This window comes from Spirosoma litoris (genome assembly GCF_054776755.1).
Window position 1 is genome coordinate 403,472 of record NZ_BAAHBI010000035.1, and the last position, 26,583, is coordinate 430,054.

Consider the following 26,583-nt stretch of genomic DNA (forward strand, 5'->3'; position numbering starts at 1 on the left):
CTCAACGTTTATTAAGCGGTTTGACAACAATTAACGACTCAAAATACATGAAATTCAAAGGCATAATCACTAGTTTGTTCGTCGTCGGTACGCTGGCGTCCTGCGCTCCAGCTATTACAGTTAAATACGACTACGATCCTAAAGTAAACGTTCGGCAATTCTCGACCTATCGGATTGAAGCCGATCGTCAACGCAATGCAGACCCAATTGTGGGTAGTAACCTGAACCAACGTCGGATTGCAGATGCGCTTGATCAGTCGCTCAAGGCACGAGGTTATAAGCCTGTAACGCAGGGAGAAGCTGATCTGGTTGTTCGGTTCTTTATGGATTCGAAAGACAAGCAGCAAATCCAGTCCAATAACATGTACTCGCCTTATTCGTGGTGGTACGGTGGTATGGGCAACAACGTATACTCGCGTCAGTATGAAGAAAACCGGGTTGTTGTTAATGTATCGGATGCCCGGACCAATGACATCATCTGGCAGGGTTGGGCAACAGGTCAGTTAAATACGCGTAACAAAGAGCGAGATCGTGATCAGGCTTTCCGGGAAACAGTAACTAGTATTATGAAAAATTTCCCTGAGAGTGCTGGCCAGGATTATGGTGCCGCTCGCTAATAGAATTAATGACTAAAGAAAAACCTGCCTTCGGTGAGACGGCAGGTTTTTTTATGGCCATAGCTTTTCGTTAAATTGCGGCTTTATGTTCTGTTATGCCTGCTGTAAGCCGAAGAATTATTTATTCGCTTATCGCAGTAGTCGTCGTACTACTGTTGGGCATTGCGGCATTGCTTAGCGTTGCCTACCAACGTCATCAACGACTCGAAGATGCGACGATTGACTTTCAGCGTAATCTCACGCAACAAGAAAATAAAATAGAGGATTTGCAGTCAAAGCTTGCTAACTGCGACACGATTCAAACCAGTGTTCCTACCCCTGCCACTCCTGTTGACCCTTCATGGGATTCAGCTGCCTCCACAGAGGCATCGGATTCGACGCAAAATGTAAGCCGATCTCCATCACCGGAATGGTGATTGATTGTTTCAAGTTCCAGGTTTAATGTTTCAAGTTCTTTAACTTGGATACTGTTCAACGTTTCAAAAACGCTCATTTTTAAAGAGGTTCTTGAAACGTTGAACAAAAATCTCTTTTAGAAATTTTTCGATTGTCTGACGGATTACCTGGCGGCTAGTGGCTGAATTGTAGGGCGTTTTCTGTGGCACGAATGGCGGTTCAGTAGAATCGGTTTTTCCTCCGCCAATCTTTAGCTGACAGGCTAAGAATGGCCCCCTTGTATCTTATGGATGATGATTTAACACAAAAGGCCCCCAAATTTGGAGGCCTTTTTTTATGTGTTCATAGGTTGGTTATTCAAAGACGTTATCTTCGTAGGTAACACTAGATAGCTTTTTATCTAAGTAATATACTTGGTCGGCTGGGATCTGATCAATCAGGTCGAGGCAACGACGAGCAATGTATTCTTCTTCCATTTGCTCTTTCACATACCACTTCAGAAGTTCTTCGGTAGCGTAGTCATTTTCCCGACGGCAGATCGTGATGATCCGATTGATTGAATCCGTTACAGCGATTTCCTGTTCCAGCGTAGCTTCGAAAACTGCTTTTAATGAATCAAATTCCTGTCCAACTGCTGGAATTTCGGGCGAGTAAGCCGTAGCGCCCTGATCGCAGAGGTAATGGAATAGTTTCATGCCGTGTTTACGCTCTTCCTCCGACTGTTTGTAGAAAAAGCCTGCGCAATAGTCAAGACCATTACGATCACACCAGCCTGCCATCGCTAAATATTTCGATGAGGCAGTCAACTCCATTTGTATTTGCTGGTTCAGAGCCAGCTCGACGCTTTCTTTTATCGAGGTGCGTAATCTTGCTAAATCTTTCATGATGCGTAACCGTTGCCGGTGAGAAATCGATATGACAAAACAACACAAAAAAACCGACCCATGTTGTAGTGTCGGTTGATTATCAGGAAATTTAGAAAAAGTCTATTTATGACTATTCAACTAATGAGCAGCCACATTCGCGAAGCATAGCGTTTAATTCCAGCATCACTTTGGCCCCGTGGAGTAGCTCACGCAGATGAACAATTTCACAAAGTGTTAGTACATAACAACGCTCGGAACGGGGAGGAGTCAGGATTTCAACGTCATGGGCAGCTGCGGTGCTTAACGCCATTTGACGAATATCGATCGTTTCGACCATGCGCCGAAACTGAACAAAATCGCGGGCAGATAATTGTGTATGTGTATCCCAAAATTCCAGAATCAGTCGATTGCTTGCATCGCACTGATAAACAACACCTCGCTCTGTTCGAAATACTTCCTGGTACGTTGCTGGTACGTTACTCGTCATGGTTACGGAAATGAATACACAAAGATATAACGTATCGGTTAATTTAGATAGTGTCTAAACAATATTTTCGTCACGATTTAACGAGTGCCTGTATTTACCGGCTTGTTGGAGGCTATTGGCAAAGACAACCAGCCTGTTTTACCATCCAGACTGCGTACTAACTGAAAGGAGTTCGTTGTAGCGAGCACATCAATTGCGGAGCCAGTAGGCAACATTTTCATAGCTCCTGCCTGGAGATTGGCAATTTCTAAGAGAGGTTGAGGATTCGACAGAGTTAAGCGATACAGTGGGCGTTTTTGGGCTTCTGTCGTCACGCTGGGGATATAACCAGTCATACCATCGGGTAACTCCACCCGTAACCAGGCTTCCGTACCGCCAACGATAGTGAGCGCCGATGATTTGGGCAATTCCCGTAAAACAGGCGAATCGCTATGCGGGGCCAACCGAACTGCTGATTTAAGGGCTGATACGCGAATCGTATCGCCCAGTCTCGACAGGGGAAGTAACGTTTGTTTGGCGGGGCCGCGGCCAAGTCGAATGTAAGGGAGTGGGTCTGTAGCGCCATCGGTGAACCCATAGATGCCAAAATGTAAATGAGGGCCGGTGGTACGCGCATTGCCCGTGTTGCCAACAAAACCAACGGTATCGCCAACGGACACATGCTGTCCGTTGCTAACATTCCAGCGGTCCAAATGGGCGTAATAAAGGCGAATATTCCGGTCGTTATCGGTCAGAAAAGCGACGTTTCCGCCAAGTGTGTTGGTGCCCACACCCGTAATGATGCCATCGACCGACGCCAGGGCAGGAGTGCCTTTAGGCGCAAAGATATCGACACCTTCATGCCGCCGACGGCCACCATCGCGGACAGCGCCGAAGTAACTGCTGATTTGACGGCTATCGCGGCCTTTCACGGGGAAAGCCAGAGCAGGCTCGCGGGTAACGTTGATGGTATAGCTGCCACTTCGTAGCAACTCAGGCTGAATGCGAATGAGATAGGATTGTGTTTTCCGTGGCTCCCAGGTTAACACGTTTGTATCAGCTTTTGAAGCCGCTGTTAAACTAAGTCGATTGCGATCGTCAAGAGAAAAAACATCTATAAACACCTGGGCTTGTTTTACTCCCTGCGTTTCAACTTTTATCAAAAAGCGGTCACCTCGCTGGGCATCCAGACGATAGCCTACTGCAAAGGCTTTATTCGCGGAGAAGTAGCCACTTTCGCGATAGGGGATAGTAATTTTCAAGGAATCGCGAAGTGCTCGTTCGCCAGCCGCGAGCCAGTCAAGACCTAAGGCCGTACGGTCGAGTTTAGCCTCCTTGAGCGACTGACCATATTGCTCATGGGGTGACGATGGTTTGAAAAGATTTGTCGTAGGACCAACGCCTGTACAGGCACTAAGCCAGCCAATGAGCAACCCTACAGAAAGAAAACGGAGCGAATAGTTGATTACCATACTTATACTATAGTACTAAACGATTTTGCTTCATTGATATTTTAAGCAGGAGTGTGAGAACAAGAATGAGGTAATACAACTGCTCATTCGTCTGCTATTGAGTTGTTTTTCAGACAAACGGTTTGACTAATCAATAAGTTATGAGCTGTATAAACACAGATGCCCTAACCATCGGTTAAGGCATCTGTGTTTATAGGGTAATGAACCAATAAGTATCGCTCATCAAGCTGTTTGCTGCCCTCGTTTCGTCAGGAGATAAACGGGAATTCCTAAACCTGCAATGAGTAGGCCCATTCCCGTATTGAATGTTTTGGTGTAGAGCAGAATACCACAGATGGTCAGCGCGGCAATGATATACAGAGCGGGGACTAAAGGATAGCCAAATGCCCGGTAAGGACGCTCAGTGTTGGGCTCGGTGCGTCGGAGACGGAACAGTCCGGCAATGGTAACCATATAAAAAACTAATGAAGCGAAGGTGCAATAGTCGAGCAAATCGCCGTATTTCCCGGAAAGACATAAAACCGAAGCCCAGATACATTGCAACCACAATGCCCGACCAGGAACCGCATTTTTGTTTAGATGAGATGCCTGCTTAATGAAAAGACCATCTTTAGCCATGGCATAATATAACCGTGCACCAGCCAGAATCAGTCCATTGTTACAACCGAAGGTCGAAATCATGATCAGAATAGCCATGACCGTAACCGCTACATTTCCGAAAACCGTTTCAACGGCGGCCGTAGCGACTCGGTCGGCGGTCGCAAACTGAATACCGCGGTTGATGATGTCGGTGCCCGATGGTGAGCCTTTCAGCGGTAATAATGATAAATAGGAAACGTTAGCCAGGAAATAGATCGTGGTGACGATCAACGTTCCGAAGAACAGCGCTAATGGGATATTTCGGCGTGGATTTTTGATCTCTCCCGCAATGAACGTCACGTTATTCCAGGCATCGGCCGAAAATAGAGAACCAATCATGGAAGTGCCAAAGGCCAGTATCAGCGCAATACCCGTCAGTGGAAGCACTTCTCCCGTTGCGGTTGTTGTGCTGGCAGCCCAGGCATCGGTAAGGTTGGTCGACAGCATACCCGTACTGAATCCAAGCGCAATGCCAATAACAATCAGCCCAAGTAAGGCAATCAACTTAGCCGAGGTAAACACATTCTGAATGAGCTTGCCACTTTGAACACCCTGACTGTTGAGCCAGGTCAGTAATACCAGGCTCGATATAGCAAAGAGAGACCCCAGCGTGACCTTGATTGGTCCAAGTGCAAGCAGAACGTTATCGGGACCGAGTGCCGGAATAAATACAGCCGTGTATTTGGTGAATGCAACGGCTACAGCCGCAATGGTACCGGTCTGGATCACGGTAAAGACTGTCCAGCCGTAAACGAAGCCCGTTAGATGGCCATAAGCCCGCTGAATATAAATGTATTGGCCGCCCGCTTTCGGCATCATGCCCGCTAGCTCGCCGTAACTGAGTGCAGCCGCTACCGTCAGTACGCCTGTTAGTACCCAAAGCATTAGCAACCAGCCCGATGAGCCAAGGTTGCGCGCCATATCGGCACTAACAATAAAAACGCCGGACCCAATCATGGAGCCGGAAACGATAAGGGTCGAGTCGATCAGACTCAGCGAACGTTTAAATTCAGTGGGTTCAGCAGCCACGTCGGCAGACGAAACAGAAAGCGGTTGGTTTTCGGCCATGAGGAAGTAAGTCGTGCAGTATATTGATTTGTATTGGGCGTTCAGAAAATGGTTGAATGAACCTCATTTCGCCCGCTATAGTCGTTTCAAAACTATCTACAAGAAGCGTTCAATTGACCAAAAAAGCAAACGGACTTTGGTAAAATTCAAAATCGTCTAGTTAAAATGAACCAATTACTAAATCTTACCTAACAAACAGGTAGGCATCTATTATTTTGCAACTTATAATCTATTTTCGACCTAACTTCTATTGGTAAACTATTGCCAGTAGTTGAACGTACCTTTTACACAGTGAAAAATCCTCACCGGAACGGCTTGGCCGATTGAAAGCTCTATTTAGCGATGCAGTTTAACGAACAGGAATATATAAGATCGGGCCTGCTTGACCAGTATGCACTAGGTGTACTGAGTCCCGGCGAAGCGAAGGAGGTAGAGCAGCTAGCGCGTAAGTACCCAATTATTAAAGCGGAGCTAGATTGGATTACAAAAACATTAGCCGAATCTGAACGGGCCGAACCGGTTGCGCCAAGACCAGGTCTGAAAGCTCAAATTATGAAGGCCCTCGGTGAACTGGAAAGAGCGCCTGCGTTTGATCTGAGTGCATTACCGTTTATCAACGAGTATTCCGACGCTGATCAATGGCAACGGACAGTGGCCTCCATCCAACCTCCTGCCGATTATCGGAACCTGTTTGGCCATGTACTCCAAAAAGATTCTCAGGTCGAGCAGTTTTTACTATGGGTCAAGCATTCGATCCGGCCGGAAGAGCATCACGATGAGCTGGAAAGCTTTCTGATTCTGGAAGGTCGTTGCGAATGCTTGATTGGTGACGAGTTGGTGCAACTATCTGCGGGCGATTATATGGCTGTACCGGTTGATCTTGAACACACGGTGCGGGTTATTTCTGACACACCCGTAAAAGCTATTTTGCAGCGATTGAAAATAGCCGTCTAAGGCAACAAAATATAGTTGAATGAGCGCCAATCTGGGAATAATCTCCGGGTTGGCGTTTTTCAGTTCAGCCACTTTTGCTTGCCGTTATAAAACAGGTCGATGGAAAGAGCTACCGCTTTATTCGGAAACAGAAATAGAAGCCTGCTCTAAGCCATAATCGATCTGAATGTGATTCCTGCATAGATAGCGCAGAGTTTGTATTTTTTATGGTGCGCCACTGGTATTCTGGCCCGCCATAAATATCGACCGTAAAGCGATGGCTTTTATAAGGCTGAAAGCCAAGAAGTACGCCCGCTAGTTTCTCCTTTATTAGTTGGACTTCATCTGATGGAGCAGCCTCATATTCATGCGATTGTAGACTCCCATAGCCTAAAAATAGGCTTACATAATAACCTCGTTTTTTTTGCTCTTGCGGATCAACGTAGTAACGATAAGCTAGATAAGCTTTCGGTCCTTGCCAAATTCATAAAATTGGTATCAATCAAATACTTCTTTCCCATTGGCTACGGCTGAGTTCAATATCTGTAATCATTTTTTGTGCTGTTTCCTTAGAAATACACCCAACAAAATCCGAAGGCTTAAGTCTTGTAGTACCCTGCTTCGGTTTTTCCAGCATCTTCAAATCCTCATGTTTAGCCGTTATGGTATTCCATTCGTCAATAGGAATTACGATGGCGGTGTGTCTACCCTCTGCATCAGAAAGATATTGTACGTTCATAATCAGACTAATTAGCTACTATGTATTTGTAAAAATAAACAAAATACCCCTGCGAAACCAACCGAACTTCACCTGTTCTCACCCAACCGCCTGAGCCGCTGCCCGCCCAGCTGTGCGGCCTGAAAAAATACAGCCACCCAGAAATGTTCCTTCCAAAGCTCGGTAGCCATGCATGCCACCACCCCCAAAACCAGCGACTTCGCCAGCCGCATATAAACCGGGAATAGGCTCTCCGTTGCTGCCTAACACGCGACTCGATAAGTCGGTTTGTAACCCCCCTAAGGTTTTGCGGGTCAAAATATGAAGTCGAACGGCAATGAGCGGTCCAGCGGTTGGATCGAGGATGGCGTGCGGCTTTGCGGTTCGGATTAATCGGTCGCCCAGGTATTGACGCGCCCCCCGAATGGCGGTAATCTGAGCATCTTTGCCGAATGAGTTAAGTAACTGCCGGTCACGGGCAACCAGTTCGCGTTCTAATGAAGGTAGGTCGATCAGGTTATCACCAGTTAGGGCATTCATGCCAGCTACGAGGTTAGGCAAATTGTCTTTCACGATGAAATCGACACCCTGATTTTTGAAGGCTTCGACCGGCGCAGGAGCCGACTTGCCAACGGCTCGGCCTAATACCTGTCGCCAGCTTTTATTGGTTAAATCCGGGTTTTGTTCTGAACCGGACAGAGCAAACTCTTTTCGGATAATAGACTGATTAAGGACAAACCAGGTGTACTCATACCCTGTTTGCATGATGTGTTTGAGCGTTCCGAGGGTATCGAAGCCGGGAAACAAAGGTACTGGCAGACGATTCCCGCGGGCATCGAACCACATAGAGGAAGGACCCGGTAAAATGCGAATGCCGTGTTTATGCCAGATAGGAGCCCAGTTTTGAATTCCTTCGGTATAATGCCACATCCGGTCGCGGTTGATCAGGTTAGCTCCGGCCGTTGCGGAGATGGCCAGCATTCGTCCATCTACATGTTCAGGCACGCCCGAGAGCATGTGTTTCGGTGGTGTGCCTAATCGTTCCGGCCAGTTCTGACGGACTAACTCATGGTTGGCTCCAATACCACCCGATGTGACAATAACTGCCTTCGCCTGAAATGTAAAATTGCCCACAACCACACGGGAGCTTTTCTCCCCGCGCCTGACGGCGCTAGGTTCCAGAATATCGCCCTGAATCCCGTCAACACACCCGTTTGTGACGATCAACTCGTTGACCCGATGGCGAAATTTTAACGTAATCAGTCCACGTTTAACAGCTTCCCGAACGCGGTGTTCGAACGGCGCCAAAACACCGGGGCCTGTACCCCAGGTTACGTGAAAGCGTGGAACCGAATTGCCGTGACCGATGGCGCCATAACCACCCCGTTCGGCCCAGCCAACAATGGGAAAGAAGCGTATGCCTTGTTGATGTAGCCAGGCACGTTTTTCGCCAGCCGCGAACCCAACGTAAGCTTCGGCCCATTTTCGGGGCCAGTAATCTTCGGGCCGATCGAAGCCTGCGCTACCCATCCAATCACTCAATGCCAGTTCGTACGAATCACGAATTTTTAGCCGACGCTGCTCTGGGCTATCTACGAGAAATAGTCCACCGAATGACCAGAAAGCCTGACCACCCAGGTTCTGTTCAGGTTCCTGGTCAACGATGATAACTCGCTTACCAGCGTCGGCCAGTTCGGCAGCAGCTACCAAGCCCGCCAAACCGGCACCAATAATGATGACATCTGTAGTTTCGCGCATAAGCATCACGTTACTATTCCATGAAAGCTATGGCATGGTTCAGACTACTGATCCTATTTTGCTTCCGTTACTTCCAGTACTACACTCGTTCGGCGGGTGTCTACTTGTGGATTAAAGCCAATGGTCATCAGGTAATTCCCTGAGTAAGTAGCTGTAGATGAGTTGATGCCTGATTTAGTACCTGGATAAACATTCAGTTCCTGAATCTTGTATGTCTTCTCTGGATTCAAGCCTTTGAGTTTGATAGGAGCAACGCTACCCGCTTTGTAACGACTGTTCACGAGGTACGTAAACCACACCGCCCGATCCTGACCCTCATTAACGAACATGGCCGATGCTACGTCATTGGTATAGGGAGAGGCTAACCGATACTGATCGCCTTGCCAGATAACGGTTTTGATTCGATCGTACGTTTTCAGAGCCTCCTGACTGAATTGTAATTCAGGTTCACTCAATTTACTAACCACAATATCGTACCCGATTTTACCCATCATGGCTACGTCAGTTCGGAATTTGATAGGCTGTTTCCCCCAGTCGGTTACGTGGTTGCAACTGGCGATGGCGGGAAAAAAATACGAGTAATTCCACTGAATGAATATCCGCTCAAGGGCATCTGTGTTGTCGCTGGGCCAGTATTCCGTGAAGTATTGCAGGGCACCATAATCGACGCGTCCACCGCCACCAGAGCAGAGCATCATAGGCAGGGTAGGATACTTGGCGCGTAGTCGTTCCAGGACCTTATAAAGCCCGTGTACATAATCGACGTAGAGATTCGACTGATTCGGATTTGTGGCCGAATAGGCATTGTAAATGACCGCGTTACAGTCCCACTTGATGTAGCCCAGCGTTGGGTTTTTTGTAAGCAAATCGTTTACTAACCCATAGACAAAATCCTGCACTTTAGGGTTTGACAAATCGAGTACGAGCTGGTTTCGGAAATAATATTCCTGCCGATTGGGGAGTTTAAGAACCCAATCGGGGTGCTTTTCGTATAGCTCGCTTTTCGGACTGACCATTTCTGGTTCTAACCAGATGCCGAATTTGACGCCAGCACTTTCGGCATCCTTTACCAGATAACCGAGTCCATGAGGTAACTTTTTAACGTTTTCCTGCCAGTCGCCCAAACCAGCGTGATCGTCGTTTCGAGGGTATTTGTTGCCAAACCAACCGTCGTCGAGCAGGAACAGATCGACACCGAGTTTTTTGCCGTCTTTGAAAAGGGCACTGAGTTTTTCCTCGTTAAAATCGAAATAAGTGGCCTCCCAGTTGTTCAGTAGGGTTAGGCGGTTGCCTTGCCCCTGTGGAATTCGATGTTTTCGGGCCCAGCGATGCAGGCTTCGGCTGGCTCCGCCTTTGCCCTTGTTGGAATAGGTAAACAGAAAAGAAGGCGTTGTAAAGTCAGTTCCAGGCGCTAACGTATAAGCCGACGCGTACGGATTGATGCCGGGTAGAATTCGCAGATTATGCAGTGGATCAACTTCAAAGGCCAGTTGGTAATTGCCTGACCAGGAGAGTGTACCCGCTATGACCTCCCCCTGATCTTCGTCGGCGGGTTGATTGAGGGCGACCAGAAAGGAGGGTGGCTGGAACAGATCTGCCCGTGTGCCTAGCTTAGAATCCAGTACTTTGATACCTTCGGTCAATAGTACTTCCGACGGGTTCATCTCATTGGCCCAATCGCCGTGAAAATGTGTCAGATAGTAGTTTTGTGCAGGAATATACAAGTTAGCCGATGCGTATTTCTGTAGCGTTACCGACTTCTTTTCGGTATGCCGGATTGATGACCATTGTTCAATGACATCTTCTTTTTGGTACGCCTTGTAGTAGAGCGTTACCTCAAACGGATATTGTGGATCTTTCAGGTAGACTTTCGTAAGCACGACCCCATCGGCCAAGGATTGGGCCTCGTGCCGAACGTACTTGAGATCGAGTGAGGGATTGCCATCGGCGTGAGTCACCTGAATAGCGGGCTCCAGTAGGTTGCGGCCCCCGGCTGGCGTGTACACCGAGTTATAAAGACCCGTATAGTCTTCACCGCGCTTACCGTTGCCGGGAATGGCGGCATATTCGGTGGCCTTTTGAAGCCGAGGACCCAGGTGGACAATAGTTGGCGTTTGATCTTTGTCAATCCGGATAACCAGTGCCGTTTGTTGGGTTTCAATGGCAATATGGCTGTCGCCGGGTGCGGCTTGCGTTGATAAGGTTATTTGAAAAAGAAGGAATAGGAACCAATAAGCCCGTTTCATGAGTAAGGAGTTTTGCCCCGCAAAATAGGCAAATTCGGTTACTATAAACTACCTCACCTCAATCTCATCAATCCCTAGCTGAGCGGCCTTGCCCGGATAACGTAACCCAACTGGAACCTTACCCACATTTCGGGCAATGATACGGATGTAGCGGGCATGGGTTGTGGTGAAATCGAACGGAAGCCGGACAATGGCTCGTTTGCCACTTTCGGCGGCATTGGTTCGGGCGGTCAGGGCAGGCTTAAAGACTTTGCCATCTTCCGAAACGGATATTTCTACCTGTTTGGGAAGGCATATATTCTTGGCCGTATATTTCAGGAAGCCAATCCGAATGCTTTCTATCGGCTCTAGTTTCCCGAGGTCAATCACAGCATTCAGGTCATTTCTGAACGCGACGACCCCCGAAATCTCGTACCCGCCAATGCCGCCGGTTGTGCCGTCGGTTAAATTATAATTGGGGTCGGGCCTGCCGCTGGTTGGCGCGTTGAGAAGTGTATACGATTTTCCGGTGGCTTTCGAGACCAGATATTCCTTTTCTAGTTTCGCCAGTTGGCTCAACGGCTTCCCATTCTGAAATGTAGCGGTTCGGACTGTGGCCGATCGGGTAAGCAGGATCGGCTTTTCGTAACGGGGCGATTCGCCCGATGGAATGCTGCCATCCAGCGTATAACGAATGTCGGGCGATAGAATATTCGGCGATAGCGTTACTTCTACGTGACCCTCCGATGTTGGTTTAGCCGAGAATTGGGCATCGTAAAACGTACGGGCGTAGTTTACGTTCAGGTGAGATAACCGTTCGAAGTGGGTCGGTAATCGGCGGGAAAAGTCATTGTAATCTTTCTGAGCTAAGGGCGTCCAGACAACCTCGGCCATAGCAGCCGCACGAGGCCAAATCATATATTCGGCCTGACCGGGTGTTGCAATGTATTCCGTCCAAACGTTCCCCTGTGCACCCAGAATGTATTTTGCCTCAGTAGGTAATAGGCCAGCGGGCGTCGGATCATACGAATACACTTTATCGATGGGTAGCGAGCCGCCGAAAGCAACTGGTTCCTGCGAAAAATCACCCTGATAAAAATTTAAATAGCAGAACTGACCCGGCGTCATAATGACATCGTGGTGCAGTTTGGCCGCCTGTATGCCACCGTTAATGCCACGCCAACTCATAACGGTGGCATTTGGCGATAGGCCGCCCTGCAAAATCTCATCCCAGCCAATAATCCGGCGTCCTTTGGCCGTCACGAACTTATCAATTCGGGTAATGATATAACTTTGGAGCTGATTTTCATTTTTAAGCTTCAGCCGCTTCATGAGTTGTTGGCAAAATGCACTTCGATGCCAGACGGTTTTCGGGCATTCATCTCCACCAATATGAATGTACTTGCTCGGAAACAGTTCGATCACCTCGGTTAGCACATCCTGTAAAAACGTAAACGTCTTTTCGGTTGGGCAGAAGACATCGTCGAACACGCCCCATTTGGTTGCTACCTGATACGGGCCTGTTGTACAAGCCAGTTCAGGGTAAGACGCCAGTGCTGCCAAGGCATGACCCGGTAGTTCGATTTCGGGTATGACATTAATGTATTTTGTGGCTGCGTACCGAATAACCTCACGAATTTCGTCCTGAGTATAAAATTCGTTATAGGGTTTGCCATCAAACACTTGCGGGTCGAAATCATCGTAATGACCCACAAGAGTCTCGCGTCGGCGGGAGCCGATCTGGGTTAGTTTCGGGTATTTTTTGATTTCGATGCGCCATCCCTGATCATCGGTCAGGTGCCAGTGGAAATTGTTGAATTTGTGAAGCGCCATCAGGTCAAGATATTTCTTGATGAAGGCTACCGAAAAGAAATGGCGGCTCACGTCAAGATTCATGCCCCGATAAACATAGCGTGGTTTATCCTGAATCCGACAGGCGGGGATGGGTAAGGCATGGAGCGTGGAGCGCGGAGCAGGGACAACGAGCGACCCCATGCCCCCTGCTCCGTGGTCCTTGCCCAACACAGCCGGAGGCAATAGCTGATAGAGCGTTTGAACTGCGTAGAAGAACCCTTTGGGGCTGGCAGCCTGGATAGTTACAAATTGAGGAGTTATGTCTAGGTGGTAGCCTTCATCACCCATTGTTGTGTCGCGTAAGGGGAGAAACTGGATTAGATTCGCGCCCGCATTTGCGCTTGATACGGGTGTTTTGTCCAGCGTTCGTAGGCTAAGACTCATGCCGCTACTGAGCTTAATCTGATTGACGAACGATTCGGCGATGGCTTTTAGGTCGGCTTGGGCAAACGGCACCATGACTGTTGTGTGCTGGCTGACAAGAAATTCGCCAGCGCGGGGTTCGAGCTGAGCCGGACGGGGAATAATTGTATAGCGATCGGTGGATTGACCAGAAGCAAATAGGAGCCGCAAACTAAACGCAGCAATAAACAATAAGCGGGTAAGCATAGGAAAATTTTGTGATTGACTACTAACTTGCCAATTCAAGCTATAAACGTGCAAAAGGCCGAACCTTGTTGTGCGCTAGCCAAACAACTCATTTGGGTACGTGAAGAAATCATTATTGGTATTATTTTTTTTGGTTTACGGCTCTTGCTCACTGGCGCAAACAACCGCAGATACTCCGCCTGCCGAAACGCATCATTATGCAATTGAAATTGCCGGAATTCGCGTTGGGACGATGACTGCCGTGCGTCAGTCACAACCCGATAATCAAACGATCTATACGCTTATCAGCGATGTAAAGGTGAATTTGCTGGTTTATACGGTGAAGATTTATTACAAGGTTATCAACCGATTTGAAGGGAAAAAGTTGATGTTTTCAACCGTAGATGTGCGTACCAATCGGGGGGAGTATACATCGAAAACAGAGTGGAAAGGAGACCATTACGATATCGTGGCCGACCAGTATAAGTACAAGCGACAGACGACCGAAATGCAAAATATTGATTTTTCAAGTTCCCTTTTGTACTTTTACGAACCAGTAGGGCGAAACAAGGTTTATGCCGAGTATTTTGGCGACTATTTCACCTTCAATAAAACCGCAGCCGGAACATACCACGCTACGGTAAGTGACCGGGAAGATGATTATATTTATCAGAATGGTCGTTTAGTAAAAATAGTGAAGCACAACTCATTAAAGAATTTTGTAGTGCGGCTGTTAGATTAGTATAGTAGAGTCAGAACAGAAGTGTGAAGCCGCTGAGTATCGAGTGCCATTCCATCTGGATGGCGTAGTAGCGTACCCACCGTAACCCATTACTGTTAATGACGAAACTATTCCTGATAGTGTCGGCTGGATTCGGCTGTTCCTTCCTCTACCTCTCTTCGGCGGTTGCACAAACCAGCCAATTGATCGCTCTAAACGTTGCGGCTCCTGTTAAGGCAATAACCAATCGGCTGGTTTCTTCTACCCTTGAGGAAAGTCCCGTTCATTTCTGTGGCGAGAACATACCCACAAACCATCCAGCTATTGTTGAACGATGGACCCGGACACTCAATCAACAAGCGGCCTTAGCGGCCGATCTGGCTATACTGAAACGTCGGGCCTCCGTTGTTTTCCCGATCATCGAACCGATTCTGAAGCAGTATCAGATTCCAATGGATTTTAAATATTTGCCGCTGCTCGAAAGTGCCGTGACCAATCGGGCTGTTTCGCGGAAGGGGGCTGCTGGTTTCTGGCAACTGATGCCGGGAACGGCCCAATCGCTTGGGCTGAGTGTATCGCATCGGCGGGATGAGCGGTTCAATCTTCTGAAAGCAACGCATGCTGCGTGCAAGTACATCAACGAACTCTATGAGCAATTGGGCTCCTGGATGCTGGTTGCAACGGCCTATAATGCTGGACCTAATTACATTCAGCAGCTTACACGCCGACATCCCGATATGCACCCAATGGCGTTGCCGTACCGGGCGGCCGAAACGAAAGCCTATCTATTTCAGACGGTTGCTATTAAAGAACTACTAACCCGCCCCAGGATTTATAGTGACCGTTTGAGTGCCCGAAATCTGGAAGCATTAAGTGAGGCTACTAACCTGGTTGCCGCTACCGAACGGGCCGCCATATTGGCTTCATTTGATATGGATGAGCGCGATGCAGCCAGAGCGACGCTAAATAGTCTGGGAGTTGACGAGCAGGCTTTAGAAAAAGGGATAACCTTTGTTACGGACTCAACAACGACCGTCGTGTTACTCGATGATGAGGAAACGGAGGAAGAAATTAGTACAGAAAAATCTGCACCTGCGCCGACACCGACCATTGCGCCGACTAAGTCAGTTGAACCAATGGCGTCCTCGGCAATTCGGTTAGTAACCCGTAGTCTGAGCGAAGGTCCATTAACTGAAGGGAAATTATGCCTGTTTCAAGTGGTGCAACCTGTTACGCTGAACGGACGAACATTTGCGGTTGGCGATATGATTCAGGCCCATATCGAAATTATTGACGCGGGCTCAAAACGGGTTTTTCTCCGCACCGACCAGTTAACTACCGCTCAAACACAGGAGAAAATCTCTATCAGATTAGTGGCTACTGAGCAACCCAAACAACCCGGCGTTACGCTACCATCGAGGCTGGAAGGCTGGCAACTGAGTTGGGAGTTGTTGTAGTTTTGAATGAATGAATTTTGAATGAGTGAATGAATGTGCTGGAAACTTATTCAATTATACATTCACTCATTCAAAATTCATTCTAAAGTACTTTCGGTCCTTGCTTATTGATTTGGGAAACGTAGGCTTCGCTGGTGATACCTACGGATAAAAATGCCTGCTGCATAGCTGCGCCAACCTGTTCGGCGGTTTGAGCATCGCGACACAGGGCAAACATCGATGGACCTGAACCCGAAATACTACAGCCCAGCGCGCCATTATCTAAAGCCGCCTGTTTGGCTTCATTAAATTCTGGAATTAGAATAGAGCGTACTGGCTCGATAATCACATCGACAAGCGAACGGCTGATCAGATCGTAATCGGGAGTCATTAAACCGGCAATCAGGCCCGCTACGTTGCCCATCTGGGTGATGGTATTTTTTAGCGAAACTTCATTTTTAAGGATAAACCGGGCATCTTTCGTATTCACCTCAATGTCGGGATGAACAAGCGTACAGAACAAATTTGCCGGCGTATCAATGCGGATAACGTCGAGTGGCTGATAGCTTCGAACCACCACAAAACCACCCAACAACGACGGCCCCACGTTATCGGCATGGGCCGATCCGCAGGCAATTCGTTCGCCTTCCATCGCAAACGGCAGTAATTTCATAATGGGCAAAGGGCGACCCAGAAGCTCGTTAGCGGCAAAAACACCCGCTACGGCACTGGCAGCACTAGAGCCCAAACCACTACCCAATGGCATTTGCTTATGCAGAATAACATCTAAACCTACATCGAGTCGGTTAATCTGTTTGAGGTAGGTTTGAATAGCAATGCTGGCTGTATTACGGCCTGCTTCGCGGGGTAAACGTCCTTCGTCACCAATAATATCGATAATTCGGACGCCTGGCTCATCGCTGGCCGTAAGGGTAATCTGGTCGCCGGGGTTATCAACGGCAAACCCAAAAATATCAAATCCGCAAGCTACATTAGCAACGGTAGCGGGAGCAAATACACGAATAGAATCCACGATATAAGAAGAGGGCAACGGAGCACAAAGGTAGAGATTTTGGCTAGAAATCAATTTTGTAACGTAGCTGTCTTCTGGTATTGTTTGCTGCTCTGGAACCCTACTTGATTCGTATAAAGCCTAAATGGCAACCCTCGACACAGGGCGGGTATAATTTCAGGGTACTGTTGCTAAGAGAAACCTGTTCTGAATAACCATTTATGCTGGGACTGAAATGGATAAGGACTACTTGATTCGTCGTGTCAAGGCGAAATTGAGTATAGAATTGATACGACCTCAACTTATCGCCCTGCGCCTGTACGCGTCTATCATCCGTAAACACCAGTATTTGTTGGGATGCTGCCGGAATTTTATCGATGATATAGCCAGCACCCGGCGAATACCCTTGTTCGACCAGTAGCCATTTCCCCGACAATCCTTGGCCATACACAGGAGTTATCGAATTGTTGGAATGGCAGTTGCTAAGTATTCCTAATAAGCTCAGTATGAGGTGCCAGCGATTCATAGTGTCTATTCTTTAAATCAATGATTCCATACACGATCGACCGGTTGGAATGACTCTTTTATTGATTAGGCATTATTACTTAGTATACTAATTATTATTAAGCTCATTATCAATAATTTACTTCTGAGTAATTGTGGATTAAATTTTTATTAAGACTGCCACGCTTTTTTTAGTAGTGGCGTATGTCTTTTTTGAAACCTAAAATGATTTTTAGTCTCTTAAACAGGTAATCTGATGAAGAAATTAATTATGGCTGGTTGCGTGGTAGCAACACTACTGGGCGGATATGCCTGTACAAAGAGTTCAGACCTTACGCCCGATGCCGCAACTGCGTCGGCTCGTGCGTCATCTACCTCATCGGGTACGGCTACCGGACCGCATAGTGGTACAGGTACCCCGCCACACAGTGGTACGGCTACTGGCCCACACAGTGGTACAAACACACCACCCCATAGCGGTACAGGTACTCCTCCAGTTGGTCCTCCGCATAGTGGTACGGCTACTGGCCCACACAGCGGCACAGATACACCACCGCACAGCGGTACGGGTACTCCTCCCCACAGCGGTACGGGTACTCCTCCACATAGTGGTACAGGTACACCCCCACAAAGCGGTACAGGTGGCCCCGGAGGTCCTCCACGTGGCCCAAAACATGGTTAACCAAGAACAAAAAATGGCCGCACGTTCGCAACGTGCGGCCATTTTTTGTTCTGATTCTATGCTTACTTATTCGCCAAAAAAACTGTTCCAAACGCCTTTGGCTTTTTCCTTGGCGGCTTCAATCTGAAGTGCGGCTTCGGCTTTTAGTTCGTCTAGTTTAACTTGAGCCGCTTCTAGTTGTACGGCTGCTTCGGCCTTCATTTCGTCAAACTTATCTTCGGCTACATCCGACAGTTCATCGGCTTTGGCAGAGGCTGCGGCAAACGCGGTTTCGGCTTGTGCCTGCAGATTGGCCAAATTCTCGGCAGTAGACGCCTTTGCTGCTTCGAAATGCTCGGTTGCTTTCGCTTTCAGACCATCAATATCAATGTCTTTTCCAAATTCCTGCGCCTGCGCTACCAACTTGTCCTTTAACTCGTCGAGTTGAGTAGCGGCTGAGTTCAGGTGCTGACTGGCTTCGGTTTTAAAGGCTTCGAGTTTTTCGGCGGTTGTTGCCTTGGCTGCCTGAACATCGGCGGCTGCTTTTGCTTTTTCGTTGTTTTCCATTGTATCTATTCGTGGGATTTTGAGTGAAGTTGAGAAAATTGGCGGAAAAACTGTGTAGAATGGGATGAAAGGGAGGCAGAGGAAGTAAAGGGGCGAAACGGAGGATGGAAAGAACAGAAATCCATTTCAGGCCTTTCTTTCCGTTCAGCCAAGCCTTCTCACAATCAGATTATTAACTAACTCAAAAAGACCCGCTGGTTTGAGTGTTCGCCAGTTGGCAATGTCGAGCGTACCACCGAAATTGATGTAATAATCAAGGTGGTATTTCTTCCATTCCCGTTCGATGAAGTCGGGCGAGTGAATAGCCGCAATCCAGCCATCTTCTACATCCTCAAACCACTCTTCATAGTAACTGTCATCGGAACCATGAAAATTGAGAATGTTCTCACTAATCAGTATAAAATACTTGATCCCCTCCTGCACGAGTGGGTCTACAACCTGACGTTTGAGGTACATAATGTCGTTGTGCAGCGTATCATTCCATTCGCCAAACAGTTCGATAACCACAAATTGCCGGTCGTAATTGGCAAATAGAATCTTACAATAGAGTGTTTCGGAGCCTATTTCATCCCATAACGGATGAATGTAATAGCCATAAATATCATTTTCATACTGCTGCATATTGTACTCCCGTTCGTGGAACGGCGACCGCTCATCTTCCGACGCGTTGTAGTACTTCTCCCAGCCATAGAAGGGTTCAATGTCCTGCATAATTCAATGAGTGAATTGATGAATGAGTGAATAAGCGGATAGGCGAGTCGAAGTTATTCGCTCATTCCTTTACTTCCTCATTCACTCATTATAAAAAACATAACGTTAACCTATAGGCGATTGTTAAGGTAGAGAATAGGTATGTTTACAGAATGAAATCTGCTCCTAAAACGATTCTGATTACTGGTGTCTCAACAGGTATCGGCTACGGTGCCGCAAAACACTTTCTCCAACGAGGTTATACTGTTTTTGGAAGCGTTCGGACGCAGGAAGATGCCGATCGATTGAAGCTAGAGTTTGGAGAGGCTTTCACTCCTTTACTCTTTGATGTAACAGATGCCGACGCTGTTGCCAAAGCCGCTCAATTTCTTACTACTCAATTGGCCGGTAGCGGTCTTGGTGGATTGATCAATAATGCGGGTATGGCCATTGGTGGACCGTTGCAGGATCAGCCAATTTCCACCATTCGCCAACATTTTGAGGTCAACGTGCTCGGATTAATTCAGGTTACACAGGCATTCCTGCCGCTGTTAGGAGCTCGTGATAATCACCCGGTTCGGCCGGGGCGGATTCTGAATATTAGTTCGGTTAATGGGCAGGTTGCCATTCCGTTTATGGGTGCTTACGTTGGGTCGAAACATGCGGTCGAGGGTTTGTCGCACAGTTTGCGCCGGGAGCTGAGTTTATTTGGAATTAAGGTGATTATTGTGGGACCGGGAGCCGTTAAAACGCCGATTTGGGGTAAAGGAACGGATATGAGTGCGTATAAAAACACGCCCTATTACCCAGCCATGCAGCGTTTTCTGAAACAGGTCGAAGTTTCCGAAAGTAAAGGGTTCTCCATCGATTACCTTGGCGAGCGCCTGGTTGAAATCTACGAAACCGACCGCCCCCGTATTCGTTATGCGCTAGTACCAGGTAAGCTTATGGGCTGGATTTTGCCCCGATTATTGCCCGCTCGCGTGCTGGACTGGGTATTGGAGCGAATTTAGACATTTTACCCTCACCCCCGGCCCCTCTCCCGCAACGGGAGAGGGATGCAAACCGGCGCACAATTCAGAACTTAACAGCCCTCCGAAAGGGACACCGTAATACATATGCTAAAACCCGCTTTTCAAAAAAACGATGCCCTTCTAGCCGATATCGAAGCGGCCCAGAATCAACAGGATGCATTACACATTTGGTGGCTTGGCCAAAGTGGTTTTTTGATCCAGTACAATGGCAAGCATCTGCTGTTCGATCCTTATCTCTCAGACTCGCTAAGTCGCAAATATGCCGATACTGATAAGCCGCACGTACGGATTTCAGAGCTTGTGATCGATCCTGCCCGATTAACGATGATCGATGTAGTAACATCGAGCCATAATCATACCGATCATCTGGATGCCGAAACACTGTTGCCGCTTATCTCGGCTAATCCGGCGATACAATTTGTGATTCCAGAGGCCAATCGCGCATTCATTGCCGATCGACTTAAAACCGATTTGGCCTGGCCTGTTGGCGTAACCGATGGACAGACAATTCCAGGTGATGACTTTGTAATTCACGGGGTTCCGGCTGCCCATAACGAATTAGAACGCGATGCCGAAGGGCGTTGCAAGTTTATGGGTTTTGTTGTTGTGATTGGTCCAGACCATGAAAGGCCTTACACGATTTACCATTCGGGCGATACGCTCTGGTATGAGGGCATGGTTGATATATTGCGCCCTTTCGAGGTAGACGTGGCATTCCTGCCTATCAATGGCAATAAACCTGAGCGACGAGTAGCCGGTAATCTCAACCCCGACGAAGCGGCTCGGTTGGGTCGGGAGATTGGTGCGAAACTGGTTATCCCGCATCACTACGATTTATTTGAATTCAACACAGCCGATCCTGCCGATTTTGTACATGCCTGCGAACTGTATAACACGCCGTACCAAGTGATACAACTGGGGGAGCGAGTGAGTATAAGTCGGTAGAAGCTGGTTTGGAATAATAGAACACAGATTTTTATGATTCATTTTCTTGCTGGAAAAAAGTTTTAATAGCCACTAACTGCCATGAAAAATGCTTTATTTTTTTGTCTGTTGGCCGTTTCGCCACTACTGGCCCAAACTGATACAACGCAATTGGCTGCACTGAATTTTAAAATTCAGGTGGTGGATAATCAGATCAGCATTGGCTACGGTATGGCCATTGGTGATGTGGATGGTGATAAAAAGCCGGATATTCTGCTGGCCGATCAGAAAGAGATTGTCTGGTATAAAAATCCGGGAGATAAAACCAGTCAATGGTCGCGATACGTGATGGCTGCGAATTTGACCCCGCAGGATAATGTTTGTATTGCTGCCCGCGATTTGACTGGTGATGGGCTCGTTGAAGTGGCCGTTGGTGCAGGCTGGAATCCCGCCGAAACTAATGATAGCACCAAATCGGGCGCGGTATTTTACCTCATTCGTCCACAGGACCCGACTCAGCGCTGGGAGCCCGTCCGTTTACCACACGAAGTGACTACCCACCGAATGCGCTGGGCGAAAGTTGGAAAAGATAGTTACCAACTGATTGTGGTACCGCTTCACGGTCTGGATAACAAAAATGGCGAGGGTAGGGGCGTTCGAATTTGGGGCTATGAATTTCCAAAAAATCCCAAAGCTGCCTGGAAACGGTACCTTGTTGATTCGACCATGCACCTTACGCACAACTTTGAGATTTGGGAAGATGGTGATAATGGTTCGGCTACGGGGGTGATTGTGGCCAGTAAAGAAGGGGGAAATATTTTCCAGTGGCGGAAAAAGAAATGGCAATCTGTCGATGATGAATCGGCGAGCAACTCATTGCCCTTATTAACCAACGACGTGGCAGGCATTGGCGAAATCAGACGCCTGGATAATGGAAAACGCATTGCGACCATCCAGCCGATGCACGGGAATTTACTTCAGGTAGAAAGCGGATTCTATTCGCTTCGAAAGCCGCGGAAACTGGTGGGCGACAAACAAATTGATGTGTTGAGCGACATGATGAGCCAGGGGCATGCTTTGGTATGCGGTGACTTTTTGGGGCTGGGAAGCGATCAGATAATAGCGGGCTGGCGTAATCCAAATGCCTACAAAAAAGTCGGTATTCGCTTGTTTAAACCCGATGAAGTCAAGAATTGGAAAGGCTATCCACTCGATGATAGCGTTCGAATGGCCTGCGAAGATTTACAAGCCGCCGATCTGGATGGCGATGGCGACTTAGATGTCATTGCCTCAGGTCGGGCTACGCTTAATGTGTTGATTTACTGGAATAACCGAATTCCTTAAACTGTTTCAGGTTTCAATGTTCCAGGTTGTGGAGCGAGATGTGGTGTCAGATGCTCACATCTGACACCACGTTCAGATAACTTTACGAATTCCCCAACTGCCCGGCCAGCGATTGAAGCGTTGAGGCTACAGCTTCGAGCCGAACAGCCATATCGCCTTCCGATCCTACCCGGGTGCTAAATTCAGTCGTTTGTGTAGCCAGCGTATCGAACAACTGAATAAGCTCAGAGGTATTGATCTCATCACTTTCCAACTGCGTTTTTACTTGTTCCAGCGTATTGGTTATTTCCTTCGCATTTTCGGTTTGGCGGAGTTGTTCAAGCCACTGATCAATAACGCCTAAGCCACTTTGTGGGGTAGCCGTTGTCAAATCGCTCTCCAGAACGTCCATGGTCGAGTCGAGGAGTTCAGCGGATTCTTCGGGAGTTAGCATATTAAATCTGGTTAGTGAAAGCACGCAGCGCAGTCGCCAGTTGCTTCAGTTGACTTTCCGTTGCCGCATCAACCGATGGTTCGTGCGAGAGTGCCAGCGTATGACTAGCCATGCTCAGTAGCCAATGGCGAATTTTTTCGCCGTCGGGTTTACCTGTTTTCAAGTGGTCGCGTAGGGCAGTTACTTCAGCAAGAATACGCTCAGCCCCAACATCGCCCGGAAGCGCGTTTAACCAGCCTTCAAGTAGTAATATGCCCTGTTCGGCAGAAAGAGTAGCATGCGTACCATCGCCCAAAGCGCCCAATGTATCATTGAGCATTCGATGTTCAAGTGTAGTTCTGGTTCCTTCCATGATTATGTAGTGAATTGTTGTTTTGTATTGGTGGTATCTTAGACTAAAAACAGGGCAGTAGGTTATGATCTACTACCAAAATCGCGTAAAATTTTTGACAAACTCTCTAGGCCACCCGTCCAGGTGCCTTCGGAGTTCGCGTCTTCGGCTACAGTCTGTGTTTTATCGGCTAAACTTAGCAGTAAATCCCGAATATACTGGTCGTCGGGGGTAGTGGCCTGTAGGGCTGTGCGAAGCTCAGCAAGCTGGCCTTTTAGCTGGTCAATATTTGGATCGCCCTGTAGCGCCTGAAGCCAACTGTCAAGCAACTTGATGCCCTGTTCGGGCGAAATAGCTTCTATATGCCCATTATGGCGGAATGCACTGAGTGTATTATCGAGCGCCTGCTCTTCCAAATTGTTCGATCCCATCGTTACTAAAGTTGCCAGTCAACTGGTTTGCTATTCTTAAAATAACCCAGTTGGGAGCCGTTTGTTTACGGATAAATTGCCTTCTGGAGCGCCATTAATATTGCGAACGCCCTCCCGACTGGCTTGAATTGGTAGAGTCGGTACCACCCGAAATACCTGAGCCATCAATTCGTGCAGTATCACTTCGGGATTTGTTATACGCTGCTGAGTGGGTGTAATCATCGCCCTGTTGCTCCTCTGTATTATCACCTTCCCCCGAAAACCGTTCGCTGGTAGGTCCTCCGTTGCTCCCCGTCGTATCGTCCATATCAACGGTAGGTTCTGTGTTTATTGGCTGGTTTTGTGTCATGGCTATCTATAGTTTTGCTGTTGAATGCGTGTCAATGACTCGTCTGTTATGAGCCATAACACCGAATGAGTTAGTTTTGAAAAAAAACTGACTCTCGTCCTGAATGTTTGTGTGGGAGAGCGGTTTTCAGTAAAAAGCCAGGTTAATTAAGTATGGATGCCACCCGTTTACAACCCGAATTGCAATACCAGTTTGCCCGTAGTGGGGGAGCTGGTGGGCAAAATGTGAATAAAGTAGCTACAAAAGCTGAATTGCGTTTCGATGTGCGGAATTCGCTTTTGCTTACCGATGACGAACGGGCCATTCTGGAAGAAAAATTAGCGACTAAACTGACTACGGAGGGCGAATTGGTACTGACTCACCAGACCGAACGTACGCAACTAGCCAACAAGGAGAAGGTCACGAAGAAGTTTTATCGACTGATTGAAAAAGCCTTCGAAGTTCCCAAACCTCGAAAAGCCACGAAACCCTCAAAAGCCTCCATTGAAGAGCGTATTGCACAGAAAAAGCAGAAAAGCGATACAAAAGTCAACCGCCGGAAAGTCGATTATTGATTCTTTTTGACTTTATTTTAGAAATAATTAAAATCAACTAAGGGGGTTTTCGCGAAAAGTTGTCTTTCCTAGTAAATGACCAACTCCACGTAAAGATGGTGTCATTTACCAATAGGCTATGCAAGTACGTCAACTGACTGATCCCTTAAACCAGCCTTTTCCAGCCAATTCGATACCCTCGAGTCTGGCCGGAGAAACCGTTGAGCCAACAGACGATAAAACCATTGCCAACGATACGGAGCTGTTCATTCGACGGACGTTTGCCGAAAACCCACAAAAAGGTTGCGAACTACTCTTCCGCCGGTATCACCAGGCGCTTTGCAGTCATGCTATCCGATTCGTCTATTCGAAAGAAACGGCCGAAGATCTGGTGAGTGATGTTTTTTGCAAGTTCTGGAAAACCAAGGCCTACGAAAATGTTACGTCGTCGTATCGCTACTATTTGTTCCGTAGTGTTCGTAACGAAGCCTACAATTACCTCCGATTAGAATTTCAGGAACTGGACGATATCGAAACCGCCGACGTTCAGGAAAGTGCCTTCGGCCAGCGCCCCGACCAGATTGTCCAGTTCGACGAAGTAATGCATCGGGTGGAAGAAATGGTTGAATCGCTTTCGCCACAATGCCGCAAAGTCTTTTTATTAAGCCGGTTTGAAGGAAAGAAATATCAAACCATTGCGAACGAATTAGGGCTGTCGATCAAAACGGTGGAAGTCCACATTAGCAAAGCACTCAACACCGTCCGGAAGGGTCTGAAAGATCACTGGTTACTCACGCTGATAACAATCGGGTATTGGCTGCCTGTCTGATTAACTGTCGGTCGGTTAGGGGAACGTTCTCCAGAAATTGTCTCATCAATAAGCAAGCTGCTACACGCCATGGAATCAGAAATTAATAAAGAGTTGATATTTAGTCATTTCGCCCGAAAAGTTTCTCCGCTTCAACGCGAACTAATAGCCCAGTGGGTTCGCGACAAAGCGAATGAGGAACAGTACTATGAGTGGCTGGAAGAGTGGGAGAGTGGACATCCGCAGTATCTGGCGCAAACGGAGCAGAGTATTGAGGCATACACAGCGTTTTTGGCTGCGAATCCGCATACGCAGGAAAACCCGTCCAGTGAAACGGCAGTCACTTATGCTGTGTCGCGGCCCTGGAATCGGCCATTTTGGTTAGTGGCAGCATCTGTTGTGTTGATTGCTAGTTTGGCTGGCCTATTGTTTCGCGACAAGCTCATTTACCAGACTTATTCAACAACGTTTGGCGAAACACGATCAATAAAACTGGTCGACGGAAGCCAGGTTATTTTGAATGCGAACTCTAGCCTTCGTGTGCCCCGCTGGGGATTTGGGCATACCACCCGCGAAGTCCTGCTGGCTGGTGAAGCCAAGTTTTCGGTTACTCACATGGCTGATGATCAAACGTTTGTGGTGAAGACCTCCAAAGGGCTAGACGTAGTTGTATTGGGCACGGAGTTTACTGTTTTTACCCGAAAACGAGGAGCTAGAGTTGTATTGAATAAGGGGAAAGTTCAGCTTCATTATCAGGAGAATAAAATCGAAAAACAGGTGACGATGAAGCCCGGTGACCTCGTTACGCTCGATCCAGAGAATCACATCGCGTTGAAAACGGTCAAACAATCGCAGTTCCCTACGGTCAGTCAGGAAAAGCGATTCGTATTTGAGGAAACCACTCTGGAAGAAGTGGCCTATATGCTGGAAGAAAATTATGGACTTCGGGTCGACATTAAAAATCAGGCACTGGCGCAACGTATACTGATGGGTTCATTTCAGGCCGATAATGTTGATCAACTTCTGTTATCCATCTCAGAACTGTTGGACATCAACGTGGTTCGCCAAGGAAATCATGTTCAAATCATGGAGAAATAGCTAAGGCGACTTAACCGCTTCAGGCTCACAGGAATGCCTTTTTTACGCTTCAGTTTGCCGTTGACTAACAGTAATTCTCGATAGACTATTAGGTAAAGCGCTGATAG

General features: G+C 47.7%; 28 protein-coding genes. 12 read left to right on the forward strand and 16 right to left on the reverse strand.

Annotated elements, in window-relative coordinates:
- The first annotated feature begins 47 nt into the window (after positions 1-47).
- Positions 48-617: a DUF4136 domain-containing protein gene (locus ACYVGR_RS20995; protein WP_157590639.1), complete on the forward strand. Its 570-nt coding sequence runs from the start codon at positions 48-50 to the stop codon at positions 615-617.
- Between the two features lie 95 nt (positions 618-712).
- Entirely contained in the window at positions 713-1,033 is a 321-nt protein-coding gene (locus ACYVGR_RS21000) for a hypothetical protein (protein ID WP_460960288.1), read from the forward strand.
- A gap of 333 nt (positions 1,034-1,366) precedes the next feature.
- Here the strand turns inward: ACYVGR_RS21000 and ACYVGR_RS21005 are convergent, their stop codons facing one another.
- The 4 genes from ACYVGR_RS21005 to ACYVGR_RS21020 form a co-directional block, all read right to left on the reverse strand.
- Positions 1,367-1,897, reverse strand: a complete 531-nt coding sequence (locus ACYVGR_RS21005; protein WP_460960290.1) for a ferritin — start codon at positions 1,895-1,897, stop codon at positions 1,367-1,369.
- Positions 1,898-2,009: 112 nt separating this feature from the next.
- Positions 2,010-2,366: a hypothetical protein gene (locus ACYVGR_RS21010; protein ID WP_460960292.1), complete on the reverse strand. Its 357-nt coding sequence runs from the start codon at positions 2,364-2,366 to the stop codon at positions 2,010-2,012.
- Between the two features lie 77 nt (positions 2,367-2,443).
- A complete protein-coding gene (locus tag ACYVGR_RS21015; protein WP_460960294.1) occupies positions 2,444-3,817 on the reverse strand; it encodes a peptidoglycan DD-metalloendopeptidase family protein in 1,374 nt (457 codons plus the stop codon).
- A 222-nt stretch (positions 3,818-4,039) separates the two neighbouring features.
- The gene (locus ACYVGR_RS21020) at positions 4,040-5,524 is read right to left on the reverse strand and encodes an APC family permease (protein WP_460960298.1); all 1,485 of its coding nucleotides are present in this window, start codon (positions 5,522-5,524) and stop codon (positions 4,040-4,042) included.
- A 342-nt stretch (positions 5,525-5,866) separates the two neighbouring features.
- Here ACYVGR_RS21020 and ACYVGR_RS21025 point away from each other — a divergent pair, with 342 nt between their 5' ends.
- Positions 5,867-6,478, forward strand: a complete 612-nt coding sequence (locus ACYVGR_RS21025) for a cupin domain-containing protein (RefSeq protein WP_460960300.1) — start codon at positions 5,867-5,869, stop codon at positions 6,476-6,478.
- A gap of 481 nt (positions 6,479-6,959) precedes the next feature.
- On the opposite strand, the gene ACYVGR_RS21030 is transcribed toward ACYVGR_RS21025, so the two are convergent.
- The 4 genes from ACYVGR_RS21030 to ACYVGR_RS21045 all read right to left on the reverse strand — a co-directional run bounded on the left by ACYVGR_RS21030 (position 6,960) and on the right by ACYVGR_RS21045 (position 13,621).
- Positions 6,960-7,196 carry a hypothetical protein gene (locus ACYVGR_RS21030; protein WP_460960302.1) on the reverse strand — a complete coding sequence of 79 codons (237 nt, stop codon included), beginning with the start codon at positions 7,194-7,196 and terminating at the stop codon, positions 6,960-6,962.
- A gap of 78 nt (positions 7,197-7,274) precedes the next feature.
- Positions 7,275-8,933: an FAD-binding dehydrogenase gene (locus ACYVGR_RS21035; RefSeq protein ID WP_460960304.1), complete on the reverse strand. Its 1,659-nt coding sequence runs from the start codon at positions 8,931-8,933 to the stop codon at positions 7,275-7,277.
- Positions 8,934-8,986: 53 nt separating this feature from the next.
- Entirely contained in the window at positions 8,987-11,179 is a 2,193-nt protein-coding gene (locus ACYVGR_RS21040; protein ID WP_460960306.1) for an alpha-galactosidase, read from the reverse strand.
- Positions 11,180-11,227: 48 nt separating this feature from the next.
- On the reverse strand, positions 11,228-13,621 hold the full coding sequence (locus ACYVGR_RS21045) for a glycoside hydrolase family 20 protein (protein WP_460960309.1): 2,394 nt from the start codon (positions 13,619-13,621) through the stop codon (positions 11,228-11,230).
- A 100-nt stretch (positions 13,622-13,721) separates the two neighbouring features.
- Between ACYVGR_RS21045 and ACYVGR_RS21050 the strand changes: the two genes are divergently transcribed.
- The gene (locus tag ACYVGR_RS21050; RefSeq protein ID WP_460960311.1) at positions 13,722-14,342 is read left to right on the forward strand and encodes a DUF6134 family protein; all 621 of its coding nucleotides are present in this window, start codon (positions 13,722-13,724) and stop codon (positions 14,340-14,342) included.
- 98 nt (positions 14,343-14,440) lie between these two features.
- Positions 14,441-15,778 (forward strand): lytic transglycosylase domain-containing protein, encoded by a 1,338-nt coding sequence (locus tag ACYVGR_RS21055; RefSeq protein ID WP_460960313.1) that lies wholly within the window; start codon positions 14,441-14,443, stop codon positions 15,776-15,778.
- 82 nt (positions 15,779-15,860) lie between these two features.
- On the opposite strand, the gene ACYVGR_RS21060 is transcribed toward ACYVGR_RS21055, so the two are convergent.
- Both ACYVGR_RS21060 and ACYVGR_RS21065 read right to left on the reverse strand, forming a co-directional pair.
- Positions 15,861-16,790: a homoserine kinase gene (locus ACYVGR_RS21060; protein ID WP_460960315.1), complete on the reverse strand. Its 930-nt coding sequence runs from the start codon at positions 16,788-16,790 to the stop codon at positions 15,861-15,863.
- Positions 16,791-16,890: 100 nt separating this feature from the next.
- Positions 16,891-17,295: a hypothetical protein gene (locus ACYVGR_RS21065; RefSeq protein WP_460960318.1), complete on the reverse strand. Its 405-nt coding sequence runs from the start codon at positions 17,293-17,295 to the stop codon at positions 16,891-16,893.
- A 234-nt stretch (positions 17,296-17,529) separates the two neighbouring features.
- Here ACYVGR_RS21065 and ACYVGR_RS21070 point away from each other — a divergent pair, with 234 nt between their 5' ends.
- Complete coding sequence (locus ACYVGR_RS21070) at positions 17,530-17,955, forward strand: hypothetical protein (protein WP_460960320.1); 426 nt, start codon at positions 17,530-17,532, stop codon at positions 17,953-17,955.
- 66 nt (positions 17,956-18,021) lie between these two features.
- On the opposite strand, the gene ACYVGR_RS21075 is transcribed toward ACYVGR_RS21070, so the two are convergent.
- Both ACYVGR_RS21075 and ACYVGR_RS21080 read right to left on the reverse strand, forming a co-directional pair.
- Entirely contained in the window at positions 18,022-18,501 is a 480-nt protein-coding gene (locus ACYVGR_RS21075) for a hypothetical protein (RefSeq protein WP_460960322.1), read from the reverse strand.
- Between the two features lie 144 nt (positions 18,502-18,645).
- Entirely contained in the window at positions 18,646-19,212 is a 567-nt protein-coding gene (locus ACYVGR_RS21080) for a hypothetical protein (protein WP_182460361.1), read from the reverse strand.
- A gap of 152 nt (positions 19,213-19,364) precedes the next feature.
- On the opposite strand from ACYVGR_RS21080, the gene ACYVGR_RS21085 reads away from it, so the two are divergent.
- The 3 genes from ACYVGR_RS21085 to ACYVGR_RS21095 all read left to right on the forward strand — a co-directional run bounded on the left by ACYVGR_RS21085 (position 19,365) and on the right by ACYVGR_RS21095 (position 22,493).
- On the forward strand, positions 19,365-20,204 hold the full coding sequence (locus tag ACYVGR_RS21085) for an SDR family NAD(P)-dependent oxidoreductase (protein ID WP_460960324.1): 840 nt from the start codon (positions 19,365-19,367) through the stop codon (positions 20,202-20,204).
- 105 nt (positions 20,205-20,309) lie between these two features.
- A complete protein-coding gene (locus ACYVGR_RS21090) occupies positions 20,310-21,170 on the forward strand; it encodes an MBL fold metallo-hydrolase (protein WP_460960326.1) in 861 nt (286 codons plus the stop codon).
- A gap of 81 nt (positions 21,171-21,251) precedes the next feature.
- The gene (locus tag ACYVGR_RS21095) at positions 21,252-22,493 is read left to right on the forward strand and encodes an FG-GAP repeat domain-containing protein (RefSeq protein WP_460960328.1); all 1,242 of its coding nucleotides are present in this window, start codon (positions 21,252-21,254) and stop codon (positions 22,491-22,493) included.
- A gap of 82 nt (positions 22,494-22,575) precedes the next feature.
- Here the strand turns inward: ACYVGR_RS21095 and ACYVGR_RS21100 are convergent, their stop codons facing one another.
- The 4 genes from ACYVGR_RS21100 to ACYVGR_RS21115 form a co-directional block, all read right to left on the reverse strand.
- A complete protein-coding gene (locus ACYVGR_RS21100) occupies positions 22,576-22,926 on the reverse strand; it encodes a hypothetical protein (RefSeq protein WP_460960330.1) in 351 nt (116 codons plus the stop codon).
- 1 nt (position 22,927) lies between these two features.
- Entirely contained in the window at positions 22,928-23,278 is a 351-nt protein-coding gene (locus ACYVGR_RS21105) for a hypothetical protein (RefSeq protein WP_460960332.1), read from the reverse strand.
- A 62-nt stretch (positions 23,279-23,340) separates the two neighbouring features.
- Positions 23,341-23,688: a hypothetical protein gene (locus ACYVGR_RS21110; RefSeq protein WP_460960334.1), complete on the reverse strand. Its 348-nt coding sequence runs from the start codon at positions 23,686-23,688 to the stop codon at positions 23,341-23,343.
- A 94-nt stretch (positions 23,689-23,782) separates the two neighbouring features.
- Positions 23,783-24,037, reverse strand: coding sequence for a hypothetical protein (locus ACYVGR_RS21115; protein ID WP_460960336.1), 255 nt, complete (start codon positions 24,035-24,037; stop codon positions 23,783-23,785).
- A gap of 152 nt (positions 24,038-24,189) precedes the next feature.
- On the opposite strand from ACYVGR_RS21115, the gene arfB reads away from it, so the two are divergent.
- From arfB to ACYVGR_RS21130, 3 genes are all read left to right on the forward strand, one after another.
- Positions 24,190-24,591 (forward strand): alternative ribosome rescue aminoacyl-tRNA hydrolase ArfB, encoded by a 402-nt coding sequence (arfB, locus tag ACYVGR_RS21120; RefSeq protein ID WP_460960338.1) that lies wholly within the window; start codon positions 24,190-24,192, stop codon positions 24,589-24,591.
- A gap of 118 nt (positions 24,592-24,709) precedes the next feature.
- Positions 24,710-25,399, forward strand: a complete 690-nt coding sequence (locus tag ACYVGR_RS21125; RefSeq protein WP_460960340.1) for an RNA polymerase sigma-70 factor — start codon at positions 24,710-24,712, stop codon at positions 25,397-25,399.
- A 69-nt stretch (positions 25,400-25,468) separates the two neighbouring features.
- Positions 25,469-26,476 carry a FecR family protein gene (locus ACYVGR_RS21130; protein WP_460960342.1) on the forward strand — a complete coding sequence of 336 codons (1,008 nt, stop codon included), beginning with the start codon at positions 25,469-25,471 and terminating at the stop codon, positions 26,474-26,476.
- Positions 26,477-26,583 lie beyond the last annotated feature (107 nt).